The organism is Cytobacillus firmus, assembly GCF_023612095.1.
In the GTDB taxonomy this organism is placed as follows: Bacteria; Bacillota; Bacilli; order Bacillales; family Cytobacillaceae; genus Cytobacillus.
This window is the reverse complement of sequence record NZ_CP086235.1, coordinates 2889054-2915426: the sequence shown is the minus strand read 5'-3', so window position 1 is coordinate 2915426 and position 26373 is coordinate 2889054. Positions and strand designations below refer to the sequence as shown.

Below are 26373 nucleotides of genomic sequence, written 5' to 3'. Positions count from 1 at the left end.
CAAAAACATTTCCTTTCCGGCCAAACGGGTTTTTCCTTTCATATTGGCAAAAAATCATATATTATAGAACCTAGATGAAAATTTAGGATAAGTTTAATAAAATTTTACATACAAAAATGAGTTGCATTTACATATAAAATGCGCTGACACATGCGCATCATGCAGGAGGAGGTTTTCCGGTGGAGAAAACAGAATGGTATTTGGAATATGAAATCCAAAAGAATCGTCCCGGCTTGCTTGGTGACATTTCTTCCCTGCTGGGTATGCTTTCCATTAATATTGTCACGATCAATGGAGTGGATGAAGGCCGCAGAGGCTTGCTGATTTTGGCTAAAGACCATGAACAGATTGAACGCCTGAAGTCCATTCTTAATACAATGGACACGATTAAGGTGATTAAGCTTCGTGAGCCTAAGCTTAGGGACCGGCTGGCCGTGCGCCATGGAAGATATATTCAAAGGGATGCCGACGATAAAAAAACGTTCAGGTTCGTCAGGGATGAGCTTGGGTTATTAGTTGATTTCATGGCCGAATTATTTAAACAGGAAGGGCACAAGCTAATAGGGATCAGGGGAATGCCAAGGGTTGGAAAAACAGAATCCATAGTAGCATCAAGTGTATGTGCGAACAAACGCTGGCTATTTGTTTCATCCACACTGCTAAAGCAGACGATACGAAATCAGCTGATTGAGGATGAATATAATGAAGACAATTTGTTTATAATTGACGGAATTGTCTCAACCAGACGTGCCAACGAACGGCACTGGCAGCTCGTCCGGGAAATTATGCGCCTCCCGGCAGTTAAGGTAGTAGAGCATCCGGATATTTTTGTGCAAAACACTGAATACTCTCTTAATGATTTTGATTATATTATAGAGCTTCGTCACGACCATGATGAAGAGATAACATATGATGTGGTTGAGAAGAACAATATGTTCTCTGAATCTGATTTTGGAGGCTTTGATTTTTAGTAAGTTGGAAGGTGTTGTAAATTGACAGAACTAGGCAATCGGTTAAAAGAAGCGCGGCTGGCTAAAGATATGAGCCTTGACGATCTGCAGAAGGTCACAAAAATACAAAAACGCTATTTAGTGGGAATTGAAGAGGGCGATTATAGCATGATGCCCGGAAAGTTTTATGTCAGGGCATTTATAAAACAGTACGCTGAAGCGGTTGGAATTGAACCGGAAGAAATTTTCGAACAGTATAAAGATAATATTCCGGCACAGGTGAATGATGATATTCCTGAAAAGCTATCGCGCGTTCAATCCAGGAAAGATCTTTCCGGCAGGACTTCAAAAATATTCGATATTCTTCCAAAGGTTCTCATTGGCGTCTTCATTGTTGGCCTCATTGCGGTCCTATACAATTTTCTTGGGGCCAAAGATCAGACGGATAATGAAGAGAAGCCCTCAGATCTGACTGATGAACAGACGGTTATAGAAGAGTCTGAAAACCTTGCCGAAAATAAAAAAGATGAATCAGCTGAAAAGAAGGAAGAATCTTCTGACAAAGATGCTGATGAGGAAAATGGCAAGGACCAGGAAGCGGAGGAAGAGCCAAAGCAGGAGGTTGCTGTGGTTCAATCGAGCGGAAATGGAACCGTTTATGAACTGAAAAATGCGGACAAGTTTGTACTGGAGGTTTTGTCTACAGGAGAAACTTGGGTGAATATCAAGAACGGCAAAGGGGATTCCCTCTTCCAGGGAATGCTGACTGCTGATGGCACGAAAAGCCAGAAGATAGACTTTTCAAAGGAAACGGAAGCTTCCATTGTAGTCGGAAATTCGACTCAAACTGAAATCTATGTAAACGGCGAAAAAATTGAGTATAAGGTGCCGCCTTCACAATCCGTTAAGCAGGATATAACCATAAAGTACGTGCCGAAGACCGAATAGTCATCTTTAGATGACTATTTTCGCTTTTTATGTAAAAATTATCAGTAAAAGGATTGCAGCAAATGTCTTAAACTTTTTCTGCAAGAAGCTTCATTTAATATACTTGGAGGTAAAACATGAATCTGCCAAATAAAATTACAGTGTCCCGTATCTTGCTGATACCAATATTTCTGCTCGTCATGCTCGTTCCGCTTTCATGGGGAAATGTAGAGTTGTTAGGAGCCGAAATGCCCGTTACCCATCTGATTGGAGCTCTTATTTTTATTATTGCTTCAGTTACCGATTGGGTCGACGGCTACTTTGCCCGCAAATACAATCTGGTTACAAACCTGGGCAAGTTTCTTGATCCGCTTGCTGACAAGCTTCTTGTCTCTGCAGCCTTAATTGTTCTGGTGGATCTTAACCTTGCTCCATCATGGATTGTCATTATTATAATCAGCCGGGAATTTGCTGTAACAGGTTTAAGGCTTGTTCTGGCAGGGGAAGGAGAAGTAGTCGCAGCTAATCAGCTTGGCAAAATAAAAACCTGGGCTCAAATTGTGGCCATTTCTGCACTGCTTTTACATAATATTATTTTTGAAATGGTTTCAATCCGCTTTGATCTGATTGCCCTGTGGGTTGCGATGTTCTTTACAATCTGGTCCGGCTGGGACTACTTTGCTAAAAACAAGCAGGCCTTCATAAACTCAAAATAATTACTTTACCAGGAAGGGGGCTTTTTGAATGAATGCTGAAATTATTGCTGTCGGGTCTGAGCTTTTACTTGGACAAATCGTTAATACAAATGCCCGCTTTCTTTCCCGGCAGCTTGCTGAACTGGGCATTAACGTTTTTTACCATACAGTGGTTGGAGATAACCCGGAGCGCCTGAGATCGGTGATCAAAATAGCCGAAAGCCGTTCTGATTTAATCGTCTTCACGGGCGGCCTGGGACCGACAAAGGATGATTTAACAAAAGAAACGATTGCCCGCCATTTTGGCAAAGAGCTCGTCATGGACGAACAGGCGCTTGATTCTATACAGCTTTATTTTAAACGCACCAACAGAGAGATGACTGAGAATAACAAAAAACAGGCTCTGGTTCTTGAGGATGCACAGGTGCTGCCTAACGAGCATGGAATGGCACCCGGAATGATTGCCGATAGTGGCCGTCATGTTTTCATGCTTCTTCCGGGACCTCCAAACGAGATGGAGCCGATGTTCCTTAAACATGCCTTTCCGGCCCTCCAATCGAAGCTCGGCACCGAGGATGTGATTGTTTCCCGGGTGCTGCACTTCTTCGGGATTGGAGAAGCCATGCTTGAAACGGAGATTGAAGATATTATCGATGCTCAGAGCAATCCAACCATTGCCCCGCTTGCATCTGATGGGGAAGTTACTCTGAGGCTCACAGCAAAGCATAGTCAGCCTAACACGGCCATGATGCTGATTAATGAAGCTGAAACTAAAATTCTGGATCGTGTCGGCGAATACTTTTATGGCTATGATGATACTTCCCTGATGTATGAGCTCACCAAGCTGATTAAGGAGAGCAGCATGACTATTTCCGCAGCGGAGAGCTTAACAGGCGGCATGTTTCAGGAGGAGTTTACATCCATTCCCGGTGCCGGCGGACTTTTAAAGGGCGGAGTGGTCTGCTACACAAACGAAGTTAAGGCTGAAGTATTAAAAGTCCGCAAAGAAACGATTGATAACGACGGGGTCGTAAGTGCACAGTGTGCCGCCGAGCTTGCTGAGAATGTAGCAAGCCTGACAAATGCCGATATCGGAATCAGCTTCACAGGTGTTGCCGGTCCGGATGAATTGGAAGGCAACCCTGTCGGTACAGTGTATATAGGCATTTGGATTAAAGGAAGGCCGTTGCAGACCGAAAAGCTGAACCTTGGAGGAACCAGGGCAGCCAATCGGGTTCGTACAGTAAAATACGGCTGCCATTTTCTTATTAAAGCATTAAAAGAAACTCAGAACGCCTAAAATGTGTTCTGAGTTTTTAGTAGCCAAAACAATAGTCAGACTTCTTGCCGAAATGCGATTACATCTACTGATTGACCCTTGAAAAACCTCACTTTCCCCGGCATTCCTGATATTTTCGGGCATAATGTGCAAGAGAAAAAAACGAATGGATGTTCGACTTTTTGCTCGACAAATGTATTGAAAAGGTTTATAGTAGAGTTAGGTTTTGAGATGAGACAAAACGAATCTGATCAAAAGACAGATTCGTCTATATAAAAGGAGGAACTATTAGTGAGTGATCGTCAAGCAGCTCTTGAAATGGCGTTAAAACAAATAGAAAAGCAATTTGGTAAAGGTTCCATCATGAAGCTCGGGGAACAGACTGACCGTAGGATTTCCACTGTACCAAGCGGATCTCTTGCACTTGATGCAGCTCTTGGGGTAGGCGGCTATCCAAGAGGACGTATTATTGAAGTTTATGGACCGGAGAGCTCCGGTAAAACAACAGTAGCCCTGCATGCTATTGCAGAAGTTCAGGCAAGCGGCGGACAAGCAGCGTTTATCGATGCCGAACATGCTTTAGACCCTGTTTATGCGCAAAAACTTGGTGTAAATATTGACGAGCTGCTTCTTTCCCAGCCGGATACCGGAGAGCAGGCGCTTGAAATTGCAGAAGCCCTTGTTCGAAGCGGTGCTATTGATATTCTCGTAGTTGACTCTGTGGCAGCCCTTGTTCCCAAGGCTGAAATTGAAGGAGAAATGGGAGACTCCCATGTGGGTCTGCAGGCCCGCCTAATGTCACAGGCACTTCGTAAGCTATCAGGTGCAATCAACAAATCAAAGACAATCGCGATTTTCATTAACCAAATCCGTGAAAAAATCGGAATTATGTTTGGAAACCCTGAGACGACTCCAGGGGGACGCGCACTGAAGTTCTATTCTTCCATTCGCCTTGAAGTTCGCCGTGCAGAAGCTCTTAAGCAAGGCAATGAAATGGTCGGTAATAAGACAAAGATTAAGGTTGTCAAAAATAAAGTCGCTCCTCCATTCCGAGTGGCGGAAGTTGACATCATGTATGGTGAAGGAATTTCCAAGGAAGGTGAAATCATCGATCTTGGCTCTGAGCTGGATATTGTCCAAAAGAGCGGTTCATGGTACTCATTCAACGAGGAGCGCCTTGGCCAAGGCCGTGAAAACGCCAAAGTATTCCTAAAAGAAAATCCTGAAATCCGCCTGACTATCCAAAAACAAATCCGCGAACATTATGGACTTGATGAAGAAAAAGTAGCCAGCGGAGACGAAGAGCAGGAAGAATTAAAGCTGATCGATTAATACTAAGGAAAAGCAAAGTCCTGAGTGGCTTTGCTTTTTTTTTCTTCAAAAGTGTTCAAATCAATCGAATATTAAGAAAAGCCCTTAAGACAAACCCTTGACAATAAAATTCCACAGCTTTACAATTAAAAATGTATATTTTACATTTTATATGTAAAGAAATTCTTATTGAGTCAGACTTTGTCCGGCTCCAGGCTCCATTGGCATTTCATACGTTAATTAACTGCCAGCCGTCAGATGGATGCCCAGTGCTTTTTTAAGATTGAAACGTTTAAAAGCCTTAGTGCTGTATATTGAATTGGACAATGTACATGCCAACACTTTAAAAAACGTAACACAAACAAGTTCATAGCAAGAGGAGGTGAAATGATGGATCTAGTAACAATCATCTCCATTTTGCTTGGCCTAATCGTCGGTGCTTTTGTTGGCTATTTTGTTCGCAAATCTATTGCCGAAGCTAAAATCGCAGGAGCTAAAGATGCTGCTGAGCAGATTTTGGAAGACGCAAAGCGAGAAGCTGAGGCTACGAAGAAGGAAGCCCTGCTTGAAGCGAAAGACGAAATTCACAAGCTCCGCACAGATGCGGAAGGTGAAGTTCGTGATCGAAGAAATGAACTGCAAAAACAAGAAAATCGCTTAATGCAAAAAGAAGAGAACCTTGATCGTAAAGATGAAACGTTAGATAAACGTGAAGCTCTTTTAGAAAAGAGGGACGATTCTCTTAGCAAAAGACAACAGCATATTGAAGAGATGGAAAGCAAAGTGGAAGAGTTGATTAAAGAGCAGCAAGCTGAGTTGGAACGCATCTCAGGCTTGACTCGTGAAGAGGCAAAGTCCATCATTTTAGAGCGCACTGAGCAGGAAGTGGCTCACGATGTCGCCATTATGGTAAAAGAGAGCGAGACCAGAGCGAAAGAGGACTCGGATAAGAAGGCGAAGGAAATCCTGTCACTGGCTATCCAAAGATGTGCAGCTGATCATGTGGCAGAAACTACTGTATCAGTTGTCAACCTGCCAAATGATGAGATGAAAGGGCGCATTATTGGCCGTGAAGGCCGTAATATCCGTACTCTGGAAACCCTGACCGGAATTGATCTTATTATCGATGATACGCCGGAAGCGGTTATTTTATCCGGCTTTGATCCAATTCGCCGTGAGACTGCACGCTTAGCTTTAGACAAATTGGTTCAAGACGGTCGCATCCATCCAGCCCGGATTGAGGAAATGGTTGATAAGGCCCGCCGTGAAGTAGATGAACACATCCGCGAAATCGGCGAACAAACCACTTTCGAGGTTGGTGTTCACGGCCTGCATCCAGATTTAATCAAAATTCTTGGCCGCTTAAAATTCCGTACAAGCTACGGCCAGAATGTGTTAAAGCATTCAATGGAAGTGGCTCAGCTTTCAGGTCTGCTGGCTGCCGAATTGGGACAGGACGAAACATTGGCACGCCGGGCAGGATTGCTCCATGATATCGGTAAAGCAATTGATCATGAGGTGGAAGGAAGCCATGTTGAAATCGGTGTGGAGCTTGCCACTAAGTATAAGGAGCATCCTGTTGTTATAAACAGTATCGCTTCTCACCATGGTGACACAGAGCCGACATCGATCATTGCCGTACTTGTCGCTGCAGCTGATGCTTTATCAGCAGCGAGACCTGGAGCAAGAAGAGAGACGCTTGAGAACTATATTCGCCGTCTTGAAAAGCTTGAAGAGATTTCCGAATCCTATGATGGTGTTGAAAAATCATTCGCCATTCAAGCTGGACGTGAAATCCGCATTATGGTTAAGCCTGAACAAATTGATGACCTTGAAGCTCATCGTTTGGCAAGGGATATCCGTAAGAAGATTGAAGAAGAACTTGATTATCCAGGCCACATCAAGGTCACGGTTATCCGTGAAACGAGGGCCGTTGAATATGCAAAATAAAGCGATGCGCATGCATCGCTTTATTTCTTTTTCATGGTGCGCTTTTAAATTGAGGCAGGAAACTGTGTTACACTAATAAGAAGGACTGAAAAAGCATACATATATCTTTAAAAACAGAAAGGGATATGACATGAATATATTGTTTGTCGGAGATGTAGTGGGATCCCAGGGGCGGGATATGATCACTGAATATGTACCGAAGCTAAAAGAAAAATACCGGCCGCATATCACGATTATTAATGGGGAAAATGCAGCAGGAGGAAAAGGAATTACGGAAAAGATTTATCGGGGATTTCTTGAGGCTGGTGCACAGGCGGTGACTCTCGGGAATCATACCTGGGATAACCGGGAAATTTTTGAATTTATTGACCGCGCGAAATATATGGTTCGTCCAGCTAATTTTCCTTCTAATAATCCTGGCAAAGGCATGGCTTTTCTGAAGTTTAATACAGAGGAAGTAGCAGTTATCAGCCTTCAGGGCAGAACTTTTATGAATACAAGTGACTGCCCTTTCCAAAAGGCAGATGAACTGATAAAAGAAGCCCGGGAAAGGACTCCATTTATTTTTGTTGATTTTCATGCAGAAGCAACAAGTGAAAAACAGGCGATGGGCTGGTACTTGGATGGAAAAGTATCAGCAGTCGTAGGTACGCATACCCACGTGCAGACTGCCGATAACCGCATTTTGCCTGGCGGGACAGCCTTTATGTCTGATGTGGGGATGACAGGCCCTTATGACGGTATCCTTGGTGTGGAAAAAGAAGCTGTGATCAAAAGGTTTATCTCAGGGCTCCCGGTTCGATTTGAAGTTCCGAAAGAAGGCAGAAACCAGTTAAGCGCAGCGATAATTGAACTGAACCCTAAAACAGGATTGGCCAAAAAAATTGACCGGATCCTGATTAATGATGACCATCCTTTTTACTCATAAACTGAAAAAAGACTGCATCCGGATGGGCCGGATCGCAGTCTTTTTGTATTAGCAGAAACAAAACTTAAGGCGCTTTTTTCTTGGACATGCAGAAATCAGGAAGAAAATCAGGTTGAAACCCTGCTTTTTTTGTCCAAGCTGGAATATGTGAATTCCAAGCTGAATATAGTAGCAATGGAATGATATATAGACCTGGTGCTAAATTCCATCAAAGCGGTAAGTGTATGAATGGAAAGAAATGGCTTGACTGAAGTCATTCGGCCATTACAGAAGGTTAAAGCTGCGCTTTGAGCAATGCATACAGGAGGGGTAAAACGAGGAGGAGCTAGGAATGGAAATATTAAAAGTTTCAGCAAAATCTAATCCTAATTCTGTAGCTGGTGCGCTTGCTGGAGTTCTGCGCGAAAGAGGAAATGCGGAAATCCAGGCAATTGGTGCGGGTGCATTGAACCAGGCTGTTAAGGCAGTAGCGATCGCAAGAGGATTCGTAGCGCCTAGCGGAGTGGATTTAATTTGTATCCCTGCATTCACGGATATCCTGATCGACGGCGAAGAACGGACTGCCATTAAGCTGATTGTGGAGCCGCGTTAGCCCAAAAGCATCAGAATGGGAAATCATCCTTTGTCATATGCATAAGTCAGTAAAATATAGATTCTCACAAAAACAATAAAACCTGTTTGCGTTATAGGCAAACAGGTTCTTTTTTTAATAAGATAATGCTATGGAGAAAAAGAGGGAGGAAGAACGCTTGAAAATATTTGATGCACATTGTGATGTATTATATAAAATGTTTATGGACAGAAGGATTGACTTTCAAAATTCAGGCAGTCTTCAGGTGAATTTGGAAACGCTTCAGGCATCAGGCTTTAAGGTTCAGTGCTTTGCCATATTTGTTCCTGAATCCGTTCATACGGAAATGAAGTTCAACGCAGCCTTATATATGGTCAATCTGTTTTACGAAAAAGTGCTTAAACCTAATCCGCAATTAAAGCTCATTAAAAGCATCCAGGACATCGACATGCTGAAGGATAATGAGACTGGAGCGATATTGACCCTGGAGGGATGCGACGCGGTTGGCTGCGATCTGCTTAAATTAAAGACGCTTCTCAGGCTGGGAGTATCTTCAGTGGGGTTAACCTGGAATTATGCAAACTGTGCAGCTGATGGAGTGCTTGAAGAGAGAGGGGCAGGCCTATCTTCTTTTGGCAAAGGGGTGGTACATGAATTAAATGCCAGTAAAGCATGGTGCGATGTTTCCCATCTTTCTGAACGGGGCTTCTGGGATGTGATGGAATGGGCCGACTATCCCGTTGCCACTCATTCAAACTGCTATTCCTTGTGCCCGCATCCTCGTAATTTAACGAACGAACAGATTAATGCACTGATTGACAGGGGCAGTGTGATGGGCATTACATTTGTGAATGAATTTTTATCTGGCAAACAAACAGCTGCAATTACTGATGTTCTAAGGCACCTGGAATATGTATGTTCACTCGGAGGAGAAAATCACGTCGGATTCGGTTCGGATTTTGATGGTACAGATGGGAAAGTTACAGATTTGGAGGATGCAAGAAAATACGATAACCTGATAAATGAACTGTTAAAATATTATTCTGAAATACAAGCTGAAAAATTTATATTTCGGAATTTTTATAGCAGGTTTCCAAGGTGAAAATGGTGAAAAATAGATATATCAAGGTATGAGAGGAACCTCAAAAATCCGCAATTAAATTATCTTTTTAGCATTTTTCAAAAAATAAAAAAATATTCATCTTTTAATCCGATAAATATAGGGAAAGGGTTGCTTTTTTAGACACATAGGTCTAGAATTGAAAGCGTTTAGTACCCATCCATCTTCCAGAATATAGCCTAAAATGCATGTTGAAATGGCGGAGTGACTGGACAAGTACTACACTGATATAAACAATGCGTTTTTACATAATTTCTTAACGTATCTAAAGGGGTGTAAGAGATGATCAATCAACTTTCATGGAAAGTTGGAGGACAGCAAGGGGAAGGTATTGAAAGTACCGGAGAGATTTTTTCCATTGCGCTAAATCGTTTAGGCTACTACCTGTACGGTTACCGCCACTTTTCATCACGAATTAAAGGCGGGCACACGAACAACAAGATTCGCGTCAGCACGTCACAAATCCGATCTATATCAGACGATTTAGATATTCTGGTAGCTTTCGACCAGGAAACAATCGATTTAAACTACAAAGAACTTCACGATAAAGGGATCATGATTGCAGATGCGAAATTTGATCCTAAACAGCCAGAAGATACGAATGCAGTTTTGTTTGCAGTGCCTTTTACAGAGATTGCTACTGAGCTTGGAACATCCCTGATGAAAAACATGGTTGCTGTCGGTGCGACATGTGCAGTTCTAAATCTAGATATTAAAGTATTTGAAGAAGTAGTTCAAGAAATTTTTGGACGTAAGGGACAGCAGGTTGTCGATAAGAACATGGAAGCCATTCAGGCCGGCTTTGATTTCATGAAGGAAAAGCTTAGTGATGATGTGGAATTAATGGAGCTTGAAAAAGCAGACGGAATGAAGCGTCTATTTATGATCGGAAACGATGCGATCGCTCTAGGTGCGCTTGCAGGCGGCTGCCGCTTTATGGCCGCTTACCCAATCACACCTGCATCCGAAATCATGGAATACCTGATTAAAAAGCTTCCTGCGCTTGGCGGTTCTGTTATCCAGACAGAAGATGAAATTGCCGCAGTTACAATGACAATTGGTGCAAACTACGCAGGTGTCCGCTCACTTACTGCATCTGCCGGTCCTGGGCTTTCCCTTAAGATGGAAGCAATCGGCCTTTCAGGGATTACTGAAACACCTTTAGTTATCGTGGATACACAGCGTGGAGGACCTTCCACAGGACTTCCGACAAAACAGGAGCAATCTGATTTAATGGCAATGATTTACGGCACTCATGGCGAGATTCCAAAAATCGTCCTTGCTCCAAGTACTGTACAGGAAGCATTCTATGATACAGCGGAAGCATTCAACCTGGCAGAAGAATACCAGTGCCCGGTTATAATCCTATCAGATTTGCAGCTTTCTCTTGGTAAACAGACAGTGGAGCCGCTGGATTTCAGTAAAGTTGAAATCCGCCGTGGAAAACTTGTTACAGAAGAACTTCCTGAAATTGAAAACAAAGGCTACTTCAAGCGCTTTGAGGTTACAGAAGATGGGGTTTCTCCACGTGTAATACCTGGCATGAAGAACGGAATCCATCATGTAACAGGTGTAGAGCATGATGAAACGGGAAAACCTTCAGAATCAGCTGCAAACCGCAACGCGCAAATGGATAAGCGTTTCCGCAAGGTTGAAAATATTAAGTTCAATACACCTGTTCACAAGAATGCTCCGCATGAAGAAGCAGACCTGCTCATCGTTGGCTTCAATTCAACAAGAGGTGTAATTGAGGAAGCTATTGGCAGGATTGAACAGGACGGCATTAAAGTAAATCATGCACAAGTTCGCCTGATTCATCCTTTCCCAACTGATGAATTATTACCGCTTGTAAAAACAGCTAAGAAAATCGCCGTAGTTGAAAACAATGCTACAGGACAATTAGCGAACATCATGAAGATGAACGTCGGACATGCTGAGAAAGTATATAAGCTATTGAAGTACGACGGAAATCCATTCTTGCCGCATGAAATTCACACAAAATGCAAGGAGTTGTTCTAAATGGCCACATTTAAAGAATTTCGAAATAATGTAAAACCAAACTGGTGCCCGGGCTGTGGAGACTTCTCCGTGCAGGCTGCGATTCAGCGTGCGGCAGCAAACGTTGGTTTAGAGCCTGAGAACTTAGCTGTCGTATCAGGCATCGGCTGTTCCGGACGTATTTCCGGTTATATCAATTCATATGGTTTCCATGGCATTCATGGACGTTCACTTCCAATCGCCCAGGGTGTTAAAATGGCCAACCGCGATTTGACAGTTATCGCCTCCGGCGGTGACGGTGATGGATTCGCGATCGGTATGGGCCATACGATCCATGCAATCCGCCGTAATGTGAACATCACTTACATCGTAATGGATAACCAAATCTATGGTTTAACAAAAGGACAGACTTCACCTCGTTCTGCGGCTGGCTTCAAAACTAAGTCCACTCCGCAAGGTTCTATTGAACAGGCGATTTCTCCAATGGAAATGGCATTAACAGCTGGTGCGACGTTCGTAGCGCAAAGCTTCTCAACTGACCTTAAAGATCTGACTGCGTTAATCGAAGCAGGAATCAAGCATGATGGCTTCTCTTTAATTAACGTGTTCAGCCCATGTGTTACATACAACAAAGTAAACACATATGACTGGTTTAAAGAAAACCTGACAAAGCTTAGCGATGTAGAAGGCTATGATCATTCAAGCCGCGAAATGGCTATGCAGACTCTTATGAAGCACAGCGGTCTTGTAACTGGCTTAATCTATCAGGACACTGAGCGAAAGTCATATCAGGAACTGCTTTCAGGATACTCTGAAACTCCATTATCACAAGCGGACCTTGAACTTGATCAAGCTCACTTTGATAAACTTGCAGCTGAATTTATGTAATAAACTAGAAGCTCGGGCATCCGGGCTTCTTTTTTGAGTCTAATGTGACAAGTATCACACACAAAATACTAAATTTAGTCTAGTATTAGTGATTGTGCAGGATTAAAAATATCCCTGATCGTACATACAAGTAATAGCTTCTGATTAGTGGCAGAGTGCGGTTTTCTATTGTTTTAACTATCAGAAAGCCTTATACTATAATAATGTGCACATGTATATTGCACAGCATGATATTAGCTGAATAATGAGTTTTAATGATAGATGCTGCTCAGGAGAAAGAGAAAGGGGATAAATAATGAACGAAAAACAACGTTTAGAAAGCCAGCAAGTGCAAACAGCAAATCCTTCGGACAAAAAATCCGCAAAAGATTACAGCAAATATTTTGAAACTGTTTACACTGCACCTTCCTTAAAGGATGCGAAAAAACGCGGTAAAGAAGAAGTAAAATATCATAAAGATTTTAAAATCCCTGAAGAATTTTATGGTATGGGAAATGGCCGAAAATTCTATATCCGCACATACGGCTGCCAGATGAACGAGCATGATACCGAAGTAATGGCCGGCATATTCCTGGGTCTTGGCTATGAGCTTACAGACTCAGTGGAAGATGCGAATGTCATTTTGCTTAATACATGTGCCATCCGGGAAAATGCCGAGAATAAAGTGTTTGGAGAACTTGGCCATCTTAAACATTTAAAAAAAGAAAAACCGGATCTTCTGATTGGGGTCTGCGGATGTATGTCCCAGGAGGAATCGGTTGTTAACAAGATTCTTAAAACATATAACCAGGTAGATATGATTTTTGGAACACACAACATCCACCGTCTTCCTAACATTCTTCAGGAAGCCTATATGTCAAAGGAAATGGTTATTGAAGTATGGTCAAAGGAAGGGGATGTAATTGAAAACCTTCCAAAAGTGCGCCGCGGCAATATTAAGGCATGGGTTAACATTATGTACGGCTGTGATAAATTCTGCACCTACTGCATCGTTCCTTATACACGCGGAAAAGAGCGGAGCAGACGTCCTGAGGACATCATTCAGGAAGTTCGTCAGTTAGCTGCACAGGGCTATCAGGAAATTACCCTTCTTGGGCAAAACGTAAACGCATATGGAAAAGATTTTGAGGATATCAAATATGGCCTTGGCGATTTGATGGATGAAATGCGCAAAATCGATATTCCGCGCGTACGTTTTACAACCAGCCATCCGCGAGACTTTGATGATCATCTGATTGAAGTGCTGGCAAAAGGCGGAAATCTGGTAGAACACATACACCTACCGGTTCAATCCGGTTCAACGGATGTCTTAAAAATCATGGCGCGTAAATATACAAGAGAACAATACTTGGAGCTGGTTCGCAAAATTAAAGCGGCTATTCCAGGAGCAACCTTCACCACTGATATCATTGTGGGCTATCCTAATGAGACAGAAGAGCAATTTGAAGAAACAATTTCCCTATTCAGGGAGGTAGGCTTCGAAGCTGCTTATACGTTCATTTACTCACCTCGGGAAGGTACACCAGCTGCCAAAATGGTGGATAATGTACCAATGGAAGTAAAGAAAGAGCGACTTCAGCGTCTGAATGCATTAGTAAATGAATTTTCGGCAGAGGCAATGAAACAATATCAAGGCCAGACTGTAGAAGTTCTTGTGGAAGGTGAAAGCAAGAACAATCCTGAAATTCTTGCAGGATACACAAGAAAAAATAAGCTTGTAAACTTTAAGGGGCCGAAAACAGCAATCGGCAAAATTGTAAAAGTAAAAGTATCGGCTGCAAAGACATGGTCCTTAAACGGAGAAATGGTTGAAGAACTAGACGCGGTAGAGGTGAATCAGTAATGGCTAAATACACAAAGAGCGAAATTGTTGAACGTGCGAAGGATTTGGCACGTATGATTGCAGAGACAGAAGAAGTGGATTTTTTCAAACGTGCAGAAGCACAGATTAATGGTAATGAAAAGGTTAGTGCAACCATCACAGCCATCAAAGGTCTGCAAAAGCAGGCTGTTAATCTTCAGCACTATGGAAAAGCTGAAGCATTAAAGAAGACGGAAGAAAAAATAGCCAAATTGGAGCAGCAGCTGGATGAGATTCCTGTTGTACAGGAATTCAAGCAATCCCAGGTGGATGTTAATGAATTGCTTCAAATTGTGGCAAATGCGATTTCCAACACAGTAACAGACGAAGTCATTATGACTACGGGCGGAGATTTGCTGAGCGGCGAAACGGGATCTAAGATCAAGAACAGCAGCTGTTCACATTAATTACAGAAACGGAAACACCCTGCACCAGATAGTGCAGGGTGTTTTTTACGCTCTATATTTAAGGGAGGAATTGGTATTGGCCATGGGTTGTGGGGGGGCCATTTATTGGTTTCGCAATAGTTCTACTGCCTTTAAAAATTCTTTTCTATACTCCTGCTGTTCGATAATCGCAGCATTTAAAGTCGACAGCAAGGATTGATTGAGCATTTTAGTTCCTGCATCATCAGACTTTTTGTCCAAAAAGTTAAGAAGGAAAGTGTATACAAGGAGCAATGTCGAGTAATTATCCACATATGTGAGATTAATAGCCCGTCCGCCCTTTCCGCCGGCAGCATGGTTATTGATGGACGGTATTCCTGCTTCTGCAGCCATATCAATGAACTCCTTTGGAATACCCAGCTGCTTGAGGACTTCCGGATCCAGATCCAGTTTTTGTATATTTTGACTTAGCATGGTACTCCCTCCCTTCTTTTTGGACATTTTAAGACTCTGCATAGAAAAATGGCTTTATTTTAATATTACGCTTTATTGCTTTGCTGCTGAGTTGTAGTGTTTACAGAAATAGCTGTGGAGTCTCCTCCATTTGCAACATTGTATTGAGCGGAAAGAATCGGAATGTTGATCAGTGCAGCATTGACAGCAAATCCGCCTCCTGAAATCGGCAATTGTCCGTTCAGGTTTGTTTGCGGAAGATTGGCTTGTGCAGCGAAAGTAAAAGCTTCAGCTTCGTTGCCGCTGTCTGCTCCATTTACTGCTCCTCCGCTTGGCAATACGCTATTGTCATTTTCGTAATCGTCATAGCATCTTGATAGCATGGTTTTCACCTCCTTCAATTGATTGAAGTGGCTGATGTCCAGATTATGAATCTTTCTTCATCATGTCGGTAAGATCTAAATCCAAAAGTTTTTTTCCATTTACAGATAGTTTCACCTGTTTATAGTCCTCGGATGTTTCCACAACAGGCAGCAGATTTTTTAATGCTGGGATCATATTCCCGATCCCGGAGGAATTTTTTGCGAAGAGACCTTCCAAGTTTTTCAATGGCTTAAGAGATTCCATTAGATTTCCTTTTAACTCTTCAGACTGAATTTTTTCTAATCCTTTTGAATAAATTCCGCCCAAAGATTCAGTAAATTTGGCAACCATCTGTTCTGCATATTGTTTTGCTTCTTCCCCTGTCAGCTCTTTTCCATTGATTGAAACTTTATAGCTGGAGTTCTCCTTGTCTGCCATTCCTGTTCACCTCCTTATCGATAGTTTATTATATTGATTCATTAGCCAAGCTGTCTCCGCAGGTGTAATAGGACAAACGTGCATTTTTCAATTACTTACCTATTTACGGGTAAAGCCGCTTTCTTATTGCAGACAGTATACATATTTAATCTCCGGCAGGATTTGTTCAGACCGGAACATTCGCCCGCTTCCGGCATACTATAAATCATGCCAATACTTTTGCCTAACATTCATAAAAATTATCGCACACTAGTCTAATATCCCGCATAGGATGAATTGAAAATGAATGAGGAGGGTTCGCTCGCAATGGGAGATTACAGAGAGATTATAACGAAAGCGGTCGTTGCGAAAGGACGTAAATTCACACAGTCCAATCATACGATCTGCCCGTCACACCATCCGTCAAGCATACTTGGCTGCTGGATCATAAACCATACGTACGAGGCGAAAAAAGCCGGAAAAACAGTGGAAATCTGCGGCCATTATGACATTAACGTTTGGTACTCTTTTAACAATAATACTAAAACCGAAGTTGTTACCGAACGGGTTGAGTATAAAGATGTCATTAAGTTGAAGTACCGTGATCCGGACTGTTTGGATGATCATGATATCATCGCCCGTGTTCTGCAGCAGCCGAGCTGCTGTGAAGCTGTCATTTCTCCAAACGGCAACAAAATCATCGTCACAGTGGAAAGAGAGTTCATGGTCGAGGTAATCGGCGAAACAAAAGTGTGTGTAGCTGTCTACCCAGACAAGTGCGAATGTGATGATGACGCTTGGGGACTTGACGTGGAAGATGAAGAATTCGAGGATTTAAATCCGGATTTTCTGGTGGGAACTGAAGAAGAGTAATAACAAACTAGGAGGTTTTACTTCCTAGTTTTTCTTTTTACTATCCTCTAAAATCAAGCGAAATAACGACAGTACCTTCCATCTTTAGTCTGAATCCTTTTGAATAGAATTTACTTAAAATGGAGTTATCAGATGCAAAGGGGAGAGGCGAGGATGAAAATATTTCAAGTGAATTTAAAGTGCCATGATATGCACAGAATGAAAGAATTTTATACAAATGTGCTGGAAATGGAGCTGCTGACAGAGACTGAGAGTTATTTTACGATAATGGCCGGCACAACAAAAATTCATTTTGAAAAAGATGATGCGATTCCTAATTATCATGTGTGTTTCCGGACAAATGCCGAATACTTTGACCATATGTATCAGATATTAGGGGCTGAAAGTGTGCTGCTTCCAAATCAGAAAGGCGAGTACAGCATGTTTTGGAATGGTAAGCAGGCCTATTTTATCGATCCGGACGGAAATATTCTGGAGATGCTGGAGCGACCTTTAGAGGGAATAAAGAAGAAGGGGAACCAATGGCACGATGTCGGAGAGATTGGTTTGCCTGTTAGGGATGTTGCTGCAATGGAGCATGAATTAGATCAGTACCTGAAAAATGAACAAATGGATTCCAGTGAGACCTTTGCCTTTTACGGGGACAGCAAGGGGGTTTTTGTCCTGGTGAAGGAGGGGCGGAATTGGTATCCAACTGAAAGGGCTGCCGTTATTTCTCCTGTTAAAATATTTGCATCAGGACAAAGGGATGCCAGGTTTAGGCATCAGAAATATCCATATGAACTGATTGTGAGAAAAGAATGGGAAGGGAGCATCCCTGCTGTACAATTTCGCATTGCACGACCGACAAATCAGCTTGATCAACTTATTGCCTTTTACGAAGAAGGATTGGGTCTGAAGAGAGTCGGCGAATTTTGGAACCATGAAGGCTATGATGGGATTATGTATGGTCTGCCTGACAGCCAGTATCATCTTGAATTTACTCAATCCAAGGAAAAAATGGAGCTTCCGCAGCCTGCTAAAGAGCATCTATTAGTTTTTTATGTGGGAGACCGTCTGGAGAGGGATAACATGGCCGACAGGCTTGCTGCTCTTGGATATCTGGAAACAGAACCGGAAAATCCATACTGGAGCAGAGGCGGATTGACCTTTGAAGATCCTGATGGATGGCCGATTGTATTGATGAATACCCCGGGTATATGAGGCAATCGGTTTGCCGGGGTATTTTCGTTGTTACTTTTAAAATGATAAAGCCAACGTTTTCCTGCATATGTTAAAATAGCAAAGTAGTAAACTGAATTCAGAAAGGTTGTGGGTTTATGTTTAAAAAAGTTGCTTCTGATGTGCTGGGATTAAGTGATGTGGGAAGTGTCATTCACCCGGCTGATTATGACAAAGTCGACGCGGATGATTATGTCCTGCATGAAGATAATGAGAAAATCTATTTCCTGATCAAGTCCAAATCCGATGAATATTGCTTTACAAATAAGGCGCTTATTCATCTGGATGGTACCAGTGCTATGAGCAAAAAACGCACTTTAAAGCGCTACAGCTACCGCGAATACACGATCTCAAACGTGATGCTGGAAACAGCCGGTACAGTTGATTTGGATGTGGAAATCAAATTCGTAATCGGATCTCAGGCATTCTCGATTGACGTACATAAAAAGCATATTGAAGAATTGAAAGATTTATATAAAGCCCTGATCCGCATTTCCGAGATCTGCCGCGAAAATGAAGTTTCCATGGAATATGCTGAAAAAAGCCTTAGCTTGGCATCAAGCACCCTTGGCCGTTCAGTATCCAACCAGGATGCCAACGTAGTGGACAATTTCCGCGTATTAAATGAAACAGCCTTCAACTGGTTGATGAACAGCCGCAAGAAATACAATGTGAAAGACTTCGGCTATGTGTTTGAAAAATACATCAATAACTAAGAATACTGGCAGCTCTCCATTGGGGAGCTGCTTTTGAATTTCGAAACCTCATAACCTATAAAGAATACCCAAGGCAAATATTGCACATCTGAGTCACCTAATAATCTATGATATAATGAAAAAGACGTTTTTAGAGGAATCCTCTAAAACAAAACTATAAAAATAAAAGATTATGGATCGTTGGAGGAAGTTATGGCAGCAGCATACACGCCTATGATACAGCAATATTTACGGGTAAAGGCAGAATATCAGGATGCCTTTTTATTTTTTCGCCTTGGCGACTTTTACGAAATGTTTTTTGATGATGCACTTAAAGCATCACAGGAGCTTGAAATCACATTAACGAGCCGCGAGGGAGGCACGGAAGAACGGATTCCCATGTGCGGAGTGCCATATCATTCAGCACCGGTTTATATTGAACAATTGATTGAAAAAGGATATAAAGTCGCAATCTGCGAGCAAACGGAAGACCCAAAACAGGCAAAGGGCGTTGTGAAACGGGAAGTCGTTCAGCTTATCACGCCTGGAACAATGATGGAGGGCAAAGGTCTTCAGGAAAAAGAGAACAACTATATTGCATCGATTTCTGCTTTTGAAGATGAAACCTTTGGATTTACCACCAATGATTTATCCACAGGTGAGACGAAGGTAACGATGTTAAGCAACGGGTTTGAGGAAGTTCTGAACGAACTGTCCATGTCAGGAGCAAAGGAAGTAGTCATATCTCCCGACTTTGATGGTGAATGGCAGCGGAGAATGAAAGAACGCTCCGTCATGGCGATCTCATTCGAGGATGATTGCGAGGTCCGGGACTCCTTTGAAGGACTTCTGAGTGATTTAAATCAGGACAAGCTAAGGAGAACATCTTCCAGATTAATTAATTACCTGTACCGCACGCAGAAGAGAAGTCTGGATCACCTTCAAAAAGTGGCGACTTATCAAGTAAATCAATACATGAAAATTGATTATTTCTCGAAAAAGAATCTCGAGCTGACAGAAACTATCCGGAGCAAAGGCAAGAAGGGCTCGCTATTGTGGCTCCTGGATGAAACAAAGACAGCCATGGGAGGACGACTATTAAAGCAATGGATCGACAGGCCGCTTATAGATGAACAGGAAATTAAGCGCCGCCATTCTTTGGTTGAAACGCTGATTGGCTCTTTCTTTGAACGGGAAGAAATCCGGGAAAAGCTGAAGGAAGTCTATGATCTGGAACGCCTTGCAGGAAGAGTGGCATTTGGGAATGTAAATGCCCGCGATCTTGTACAGCTTAAGAATTCTCTTCAGCAGATACCAATTTTAAAAGAAATGGTCTCAAATCTGTCGAATGAGGAAGCAGTGAGGCTCGCTGAACGCCTGGATGCCTGCGAAGAAGTCACGGATACTTTGGAAAGCGCCATAATGGAAAATCCGCCGCTGTCTTTGAAGGATGGAAACATTATTCAGGACGGCTATCATGAAGAGCTTGATAAATATCGCGATGCCAGCAGAAACGGGAAGACCTGGATTGCCCAGCTGGAGAAGCAGGAACGTGAAAAAACGGGCATAAAATCTTTAAAAATCGGTTTTAATCGTGTGTTTGGCTATTATATAGAAGTAACCCGCGCCAATCTGCACCTTCTTCAGGAAGGACAATATGAGCGGAAGCAGACCCTTACAAATGCGGAACGATTTATTACGCCTGAATTAAAGGAAAAAGAAGCACTCATACTGGAAGCGCAGGAAAAGTGTGTGAAGCTCGAGTATGAATTATTTACGAATGTCCGCGAATATGTAAAAGAATATATTCCGAGATTGCAAAAGCTGGCGAAAACGGTTAGTGAGCTGGATGTTCTTCAGTGCTTCGCAGCCGTCAGCGAACAGAGACATTATACAAAACCAAACTTTTCTAATGAAAGACGGATTTATATCAAAGACGGCCGCCATCCAGTCGTTGAAAAGGTGCTGAACGCACAGGAATATGTGCCTAATGACTGTTCTATGGATGCAGACAGGGAAATGCTGCTGATTACAGGGCCAAATATGTCCGGTAAAAGTACGTATATGCGTCAAATCGCACTTACTGCGATTTTAGGGCAAATCGGATGCTATGTGCCTGCTGCAGAAGCAGTACTCCCTATTTTCGACCAGGTATTTACCAGAATCGGCGCCGCTGATGACCTTATTTCCGGCCAGAGTACGTTCATGGTCGAGATGCTTGAAGCGAGAAATGCCATTGTGAATGCCACACAAAATAGCTTAATTTTATTTGATGAAATCGGGCGCGGAACTTCGACATATGATGGAATGGCATTGGCGCAGGCAATCATTGAATATATACACAACCGGATTGGTGCGAAGACATTGTTTTCCACCCACTATCATGAATTGACCGTGCTTGAAGAAGAACTGCCAAAAGTGAAAAACATCCATGTCAGCGCTGTCGAGCAAAATGGACGGGTTGTGTTTCTTCATAAAATTAAAGAAGGAGCAGCAGATAAGAGTTACGGAATCCATGTTGCCCAGCTTGCAGAGCTGCCGAATGAACTCATTGTCAGGGCAAATGAAATTTTAACAGGTCTTGAATCGAACGACCCTCACCCAGTGAAAAAAGAGATTCCTGCTGCAGAAAAGATTGCAGAGCCTGCTGCACAGTTATCCTTCTTTGAGGAACATGAAGACGTGAAGAAACCTTCATTGGGATCCAAAGAAAAGAAGATCATTGATAAAGTCAGAGCGCTCGATATCCTGGATATGACTCCAATGCAGGCATTAAATACATTATATGAGCTGCATAGGAAATTGAAGAATTGATAAACAGGGGGTGACGAGATGGGGAAAATCATTCAGCTGGATGATTCGCTTTCAAATAAGATTGCTGCCGGCGAGGTGGTGGAGCGTCCTGCATCAGTGGTAAAGGAATTGATGGAGAACTCGATTGATGCCGGAAGCACGATTATTGAAATTGAAGTGGAAGAGGCCGGCTTAGCTAAGATCCGCATCATTGATAATGGGGATGGCATTGAGGAAGATGATGTCCTGAATGCCTTTCATCGCCATGCTACCAGTAAAATAAAAGACGAAAATGACCTTTTCCGCATCCGCACGCTTGGATTCCGCGGCGAGGCCTTGCCCAGTATTGCGTCTGTTTCCAGAATTGAGATGAAAACTTCAACTGGCGATGCGGGAACGCGCGTGGTCATCGAAGGCGGAAAAGTGGACGTGATGGAAAAGGCACCCGGGAGAAAAGGGACTGACCTCACTGTAACGGATTTATTTTTCAACACCCCGGCACGTCTCAAATATATGAAAACAATCCACACAGAGCTTGGCAATATTACAGATGTGGTTAACAGGCTGGCACTTGCCCATCCTGAGGTCGCCATCCGCCTGATCCATAATGAGCGGAAGCTTCTGCAGACGAATGGAAACGGGGATGTGCGGCAGGTGCTTGCAGCTATTTATGGGCTCAATATCGTGAAAAAGATGGTTCGGATTGAAGCAAGCTCACTTGATTTTAAAATCAGCGGCTATGCAGCACTGCCGGAAATTACAAGGGCGTCAAGAAACTATATTTCCACCATGATCAATGGACGCTTTATCAAAAATTACTCATTGGCTAAAGCCATTCAGGAGGGGTATCATACACTGCTGCCAATCGGACGCTACCCGATAGTACTCCTGAACATTGATATGGATCCGCTCCTTGTCGATGTGAACGTCCATCCGTCGAAAATGGAGGTGCGTTTAAGCAAGGAACATGAATTGAATGAGCTTGTATCAGGTGCTTTGAAGGCTGCATTTAAAAAAGAGGAACTGATTCCATCCGGGTTTACACAGCCGAAAAGCCTGAAGCCCAAGTCGGAACAGACAGCTCTTGATTTGGATCATTTGCCTGAGCAACGCGAGCAGGTCCCTTCTTTTGTGCGTGAAACGAGGGAGGAGGCTGTTCGGCAGTATCCGGACAGAGCAGTTCTTCATAGCCCGCAAAGTCCTCCTGCGGAGCTGCATGCAGCAAAAACTCCTGGCTTGCAGGATGCACATACTATGGATTTTAGCAATAAATCAGTAGAATTGCCTCAAGCGGATCCGCACATATTCCAGTCCGAAGAGCCGAGAGCTGCAGGAATGGAACAATTTTTCGCAGAGACTGCCACGGTAAAGGAGCCATCGCGTGTGCCCCCGCTTTATCCGATTGGACAAATGCATGGGACGTATATTTTTGCCCAGAATGACCGGGGCCTTTATATCATTGATCAGCACGCTGCACAGGAGCGGATTAAGTACGAGTATTTCAGGGAGAAGGTCGGCCAGGTTGAAAGCGAATTGCAGGAGATGCTCATTCCGCTTACCTTTGAATACTCAACAGATGATTATATCAAAATCGATGAATACAAATCTGAGCTTGAAAAAGTGGGGGTATTTCTGGAGCAGTTTGGACATAACAGCTTTATCGTCCGTTCCCATCCTCAATGGCTTCCAAAAGGCGAGGAACAGGAAATCATTGAAGATATGATTGAACAGCTCTTAGCGATGAAGAGAGTCGATATAAAAAAACTGCGCGAGGAAGCAGCCATCATGATGAGCTGTAAAGCTTCCATCAAAGCGAATCACCATCTTCGCAATGATGAAATTCAGGCGTTGCTTGATGAATTGCGGAGCTCCTCCGATCCCTTCACATGCCCGCATGGACGGCCTATCATTATTCATTACTCCACTTATGAAATGGAGAAAATGTTTAAGAGGGTAATGTAGAAAGAGATGACGCTGAATCAGATTGGTTCAGCGTTTTTATAGACAATAATTATGTTATGTAAACTAAATGTATTACCCATAAAATTGTTTTTCGCTCATAAGAAACCATAAGTGGTTCAAATCGTCACTATACGTAACAAAAAAGCATCCATTCCGCAAAATGAATGCTTTTCTTATAGGTTATCTTACCGCTGTATGCAGCTTATCAATAAATTGCAGCGCTTTTCCTGTTCCGACTGCCACAGATTCAAGCGGGCTAGGGGCAAGGTGAACAGGCACAACAATCTCATGTGAAAGCCATTCCTGCATGCCGTTTAAGAGGGCACCGCCGCCGGAAAGGATTACCCCGCGGTCTACGATATCTCCGCTAAGTTCGGCCGGGCTGTCCTCTAAGGTTGCACGGATTGCTTCAAGAATATGAAGCAATGATTCTTTGATTGCATCACGGATTTCATAGGAAGACAGTGTAATAGTCTTCGGCAGGCCGGTAACAAGGTCGCGGCCGCGCACTTCCATTGTAAGTTCTTCATGGTCAATCAGCGCGTAGCCGATTTCCATTTTAATATGCTCGGCTGTTCTTTCACCAATAAGGACGTTGTATTCTTTACGTACATATTGAATGATATCATCGTCAAGTCTGTCCCCGCCAATGCGGATTGAATTGCAGGCAACAACTCCGCCAAAAGAGATGATGGCAACTTCTGTTGAGCCGCCGCCAATATCAACGACTACGTTCGCGACAGGCTCATCGACAGGCATGCCTGAACCAATTGCTGCTGCAACAGGTTCTTCGATCAGATGTACCTTCTTCGCTCCCGCATGGCGGACAGCATCATGGATGGCTCTTCTTTCAACACTTGTTGAACCAGAAGGGGTACATACAACGACATTCGGCTTTCTGATAGCGAATCCGACTTTTTTCGATGCTTTTCGCATAACCTGGCGAAGCATTTCCGTTGTTGTGTCATAGTCGGCAATAACCCCGTCTTTAAGAGGCCGGATGGCAACGATGCGGCCAGGTGTTTTCCCGATCATTTCTTTTGCTTCTTTACCGACAGCTAACACTTTTTTCGTTTCTGTATCAATTGCTACTACAGAAGGTTCATTAAGGATAATGCCTTTGGTTTTGCTGTATACAAGGATATTAGCAGTCCCTAAGTCTATTCCAATTTCAGATGTATTTAACATGAATTCTTCACCTATTTTCAAATTTATATTGTCACAATATAACCTTCTAATAAATTAACACGATTTTGGGGGTTAGCCTTTGTTTGTTATAGAATCGTTAATAAAATGTAATTTTATAAGAAAATTTTAGGAAACTTGTCGAATAGGAAACATGAAACTTGTTCATAATGCATAAATGTTCTTTTTTTATGAAAAGAATGGTAAGATGGTACCTGAAAAATTTCCCTGCCATATGGCAGGGGAAAATTAGAATGGCAGTAAAGGCAGTGAACAGATGAGTGAAAAAGAAAAGCTTGCAGTGCTGATTGGCCCTACAGCTGTTGGGAAAACAAAATTAAGCATTCTTCTGGCAAAAAGATTTAATGCCGAGATCATCAGCGGAGATTCAATGCAAATATATAAAAGCATGGACATCGGAACGGCAAAGATTAAAGAAGAAGAAATGGAAGGGATTCCGCATCATCTAATTGACATCAAAAATCCTGAAGAGCCATTTTCGGCAGCTGAATTCCAGGAACTGGTACGAAGCAAAATCGCAGAGATCACCTCCAGAGGCAAACTTCCAATGATTGTTGGCGGGACGGGATTGTATATTCAATCTGTTATTTATGATTACCAATTTTCAGATGCGCCTTCAGATGAGGAATTCAGAAAAATCTTGGAGGAACGCGCTGAAAGGGAAGGGAACACTGTTCTTTATGAGGAGCTTTTGGACATAGACCCTGAAAGCGCGGAAAAAATTCACCCCAATAACATTCGAAGAGTGATCAGGGCGTTGGAAATTTACCATTGCACAGGAAAGACAATGTCTCAGTATCAGGAAAAACAAAACCCGGAACTGCTTTATGATGTGGCACTGATTGGGTTAACAATGGATCGGGAAACCTTATATGACCGCATCAATCAGAGAGTCGACATCATGATGGAGGAGGGCTTGCTTAAAGAGGTGCGATCTCTTTATGATCATGGATTAATGGATTGCCAGTCCATTCAGGCCATCGGTTATAAAGAGCTGTATGAATACTTTAATGGGCGTGTTTCATTGGAGGATGCTGTAGAAAATCTGAAGCAAAATTCAAGAAGATATGCAAAAAGACAGCTGACATGGTTTCGAAACAAGATGAATGTGGAATGGTTTGATATGTCCGATTCAGTTGATCCCCATGAGTTTGAAAAAAAATTCGCTGAAATTTCTGCTCATATTGAAGGAAAGCTGAAAATAAAATCGAATACATAATGATAGAGATAAAAGAGGAGGATTATTATGAAATCAGCAATCAATATTCAAGATCAGGTACTTAACCAGCTACGCAAGGATAATATTAATTGTACTGTATTTTTGTTGAATGGATTCCAGATTAGAGGCCAAATCAAAGGCTTTGATAATTTTACAGTATTATTCGAATCAGAAGGGAAACAGCAGCTTGTTTATAAGCATGCCATTTCTACCTTCGTTCCACAGCGCAATGTTCAGCTGGATATGGAAAACCAGCAATAATATAAAACTGGAAGAAAAGCCCGCTTCGACTGAAGCGGGCTATTTT

At 42.7% G+C, this 26373-nt stretch carries 24 protein-coding genes and 1 pseudogene; 21 read left to right on the top strand and 4 right to left on the bottom strand.

From position 1 onward, the window contains the following. Positions 1–179 precede the first annotated feature (179 nt). From LLY41_RS14675 to LLY41_RS14615, 13 genes are all read left to right on the top strand, one after another. Complete coding sequence (locus LLY41_RS14675) at positions 180–971, top strand: YmfK family protein (protein WP_035330727.1); 792 nt, start codon at positions 180–182, stop codon at positions 969–971. A gap of 21 nt (positions 972–992) precedes the next feature. Next, positions 993–1898, top strand: coding sequence for a helix-turn-helix domain-containing protein (locus LLY41_RS14670; RefSeq protein ID WP_304585731.1), 906 nt, complete (start codon positions 993–995; stop codon positions 1896–1898). A 116-nt stretch (positions 1899–2014) separates the two neighbouring features. Next, entirely contained in the window at positions 2015–2593 is a 579-nt protein-coding gene (gene pgsA, locus LLY41_RS14665; protein ID WP_035330725.1) for a CDP-diacylglycerol--glycerol-3-phosphate 3-phosphatidyltransferase, read from the top strand. 28 nt (positions 2594–2621) lie between these two features. Continuing rightward, a complete protein-coding gene (locus tag LLY41_RS14660; protein ID WP_304585730.1) occupies positions 2622–3872 on the top strand; it encodes a competence/damage-inducible protein A in 1251 nt (416 codons plus the stop codon). A 270-nt stretch (positions 3873–4142) separates the two neighbouring features. Further along, positions 4143–5183: a recombinase RecA gene (gene recA / locus LLY41_RS14655; protein ID WP_095242413.1), complete on the top strand. Its 1041-nt coding sequence runs from the start codon at positions 4143–4145 to the stop codon at positions 5181–5183. A gap of 369 nt (positions 5184–5552) precedes the next feature. Continuing rightward, positions 5553–7112 carry a ribonuclease Y gene (gene rny / locus LLY41_RS14650; RefSeq protein WP_095242414.1) on the top strand — a complete coding sequence of 520 codons (1560 nt, stop codon included), beginning with the start codon at positions 5553–5555 and terminating at the stop codon, positions 7110–7112. A 130-nt stretch (positions 7113–7242) separates the two neighbouring features. After that, positions 7243–8040: a TIGR00282 family metallophosphoesterase gene (locus LLY41_RS14645; RefSeq protein ID WP_304585729.1), complete on the top strand. Its 798-nt coding sequence runs from the start codon at positions 7243–7245 to the stop codon at positions 8038–8040. Positions 8041–8371: 331 nt separating this feature from the next. Next, positions 8372–8632: a stage V sporulation protein SpoVS gene (gene spoVS / locus LLY41_RS14640; protein WP_009330666.1), complete on the top strand. Its 261-nt coding sequence runs from the start codon at positions 8372–8374 to the stop codon at positions 8630–8632. A 157-nt stretch (positions 8633–8789) separates the two neighbouring features. Continuing rightward, positions 8790–9713, top strand: a complete 924-nt coding sequence (locus tag LLY41_RS14635) for a dipeptidase (protein WP_304585728.1) — start codon at positions 8790–8792, stop codon at positions 9711–9713. A 300-nt stretch (positions 9714–10013) separates the two neighbouring features. Then, positions 10014–11750: a 2-oxoacid:acceptor oxidoreductase subunit alpha gene (locus tag LLY41_RS14630; protein ID WP_304585727.1), complete on the top strand. Its 1737-nt coding sequence runs from the start codon at positions 10014–10016 to the stop codon at positions 11748–11750. Beyond that, a complete protein-coding gene (locus tag LLY41_RS14625; protein WP_095242418.1) occupies positions 11751–12617 on the top strand; it encodes a 2-oxoacid:ferredoxin oxidoreductase subunit beta in 867 nt (288 codons plus the stop codon). A 295-nt stretch (positions 12618–12912) separates the two neighbouring features. After that, complete coding sequence (gene miaB, locus LLY41_RS14620) at positions 12913–14460, top strand: tRNA (N6-isopentenyl adenosine(37)-C2)-methylthiotransferase MiaB (RefSeq protein WP_304585726.1); 1548 nt, start codon at positions 12913–12915, stop codon at positions 14458–14460. Further along, positions 14460–14885: a YlbF/YmcA family competence regulator gene (locus LLY41_RS14615; protein WP_095242420.1), complete on the top strand. Its 426-nt coding sequence runs from the start codon at positions 14460–14462 to the stop codon at positions 14883–14885. The genes miaB and LLY41_RS14615 overlap by 1 nt, the downstream gene beginning before the upstream one ends. Positions 14886–14987: 102 nt before the next feature. Here the strand turns inward: LLY41_RS14615 and LLY41_RS14610 are convergent, their stop codons facing one another. From LLY41_RS14610 to LLY41_RS14600, 3 genes are all read right to left on the bottom strand, one after another. Further along, positions 14988–15338, bottom strand: a complete 351-nt coding sequence (locus LLY41_RS14610; protein ID WP_076255900.1) for a hypothetical protein — start codon at positions 15336–15338, stop codon at positions 14988–14990. A gap of 65 nt (positions 15339–15403) precedes the next feature. After that, positions 15404–15700, bottom strand: coding sequence for a hypothetical protein (locus tag LLY41_RS14605; protein WP_095242421.1), 297 nt, complete (start codon positions 15698–15700; stop codon positions 15404–15406). A 43-nt stretch (positions 15701–15743) separates the two neighbouring features. Further along, positions 15744–16118 carry a hypothetical protein gene (locus tag LLY41_RS14600; RefSeq protein WP_304585725.1) on the bottom strand — a complete coding sequence of 125 codons (375 nt, stop codon included), beginning with the start codon at positions 16116–16118 and terminating at the stop codon, positions 15744–15746. A gap of 306 nt (positions 16119–16424) precedes the next feature. Here LLY41_RS14600 and LLY41_RS14595 point away from each other — a divergent pair, with 306 nt between their 5' ends. The 6 genes and pseudogenes from LLY41_RS14595 (at position 16425) to mutL (ending at position 23641) form a co-directional block, all read left to right on the top strand. Continuing rightward, positions 16425–16970 carry an outer spore coat protein CotE gene (locus LLY41_RS14595; protein ID WP_048008951.1) on the top strand — a complete coding sequence of 182 codons (546 nt, stop codon included), beginning with the start codon at positions 16425–16427 and terminating at the stop codon, positions 16968–16970. Positions 16971–17102: 132 nt separating this feature from the next. Next, positions 17103–17435: pseudogene (locus LLY41_RS22510) on the top strand (VOC family protein); the annotation flags it as partial. Positions 17436–17783: 348 nt separating this feature from the next. Continuing rightward, entirely contained in the window at positions 17784–18173 is a 390-nt protein-coding gene (locus tag LLY41_RS14590; protein WP_179288916.1) for a VOC family protein, read from the top strand. Positions 18174–18289: 116 nt separating this feature from the next. Then, positions 18290–18907: a PH domain-containing protein gene (locus LLY41_RS14585; protein ID WP_095242424.1), complete on the top strand. Its 618-nt coding sequence runs from the start codon at positions 18290–18292 to the stop codon at positions 18905–18907. A gap of 192 nt (positions 18908–19099) precedes the next feature. Further along, complete coding sequence (gene mutS / locus LLY41_RS14580) at positions 19100–21700, top strand: DNA mismatch repair protein MutS (protein ID WP_304585724.1); 2601 nt, start codon at positions 19100–19102, stop codon at positions 21698–21700. An 18-nt stretch (positions 21701–21718) separates the two neighbouring features. Next, complete coding sequence (gene mutL, locus LLY41_RS14575) at positions 21719–23641, top strand: DNA mismatch repair endonuclease MutL (protein WP_304585723.1); 1923 nt, start codon at positions 21719–21721, stop codon at positions 23639–23641. Positions 23642–23821: 180 nt separating this feature from the next. Here mutL and mreBH read toward each other — a convergent pair whose 3' ends face one another. Beyond that, complete coding sequence (gene mreBH, locus LLY41_RS14570; RefSeq protein WP_095242427.1) at positions 23822–24829, bottom strand: rod-share determining protein MreBH; 1008 nt, start codon at positions 24827–24829, stop codon at positions 23822–23824. Between the two features lie 274 nt (positions 24830–25103). Here mreBH and miaA point away from each other — a divergent pair, with 274 nt between their 5' ends. Together miaA and hfq are read left to right on the top strand one after the other, a co-directional pair. Next, on the top strand, positions 25104–26066 hold the full coding sequence (gene miaA, locus LLY41_RS14565; RefSeq protein ID WP_304585722.1) for a tRNA (adenosine(37)-N6)-dimethylallyltransferase MiaA: 963 nt from the start codon (positions 25104–25106) through the stop codon (positions 26064–26066). A 27-nt stretch (positions 26067–26093) separates the two neighbouring features. Continuing rightward, positions 26094–26327 (top strand): RNA chaperone Hfq, encoded by a 234-nt coding sequence (hfq, locus tag LLY41_RS14560; RefSeq protein ID WP_009330585.1) that lies wholly within the window; start codon positions 26094–26096, stop codon positions 26325–26327. The last annotated feature ends 46 nt before the right edge of the window (positions 26328–26373 follow it).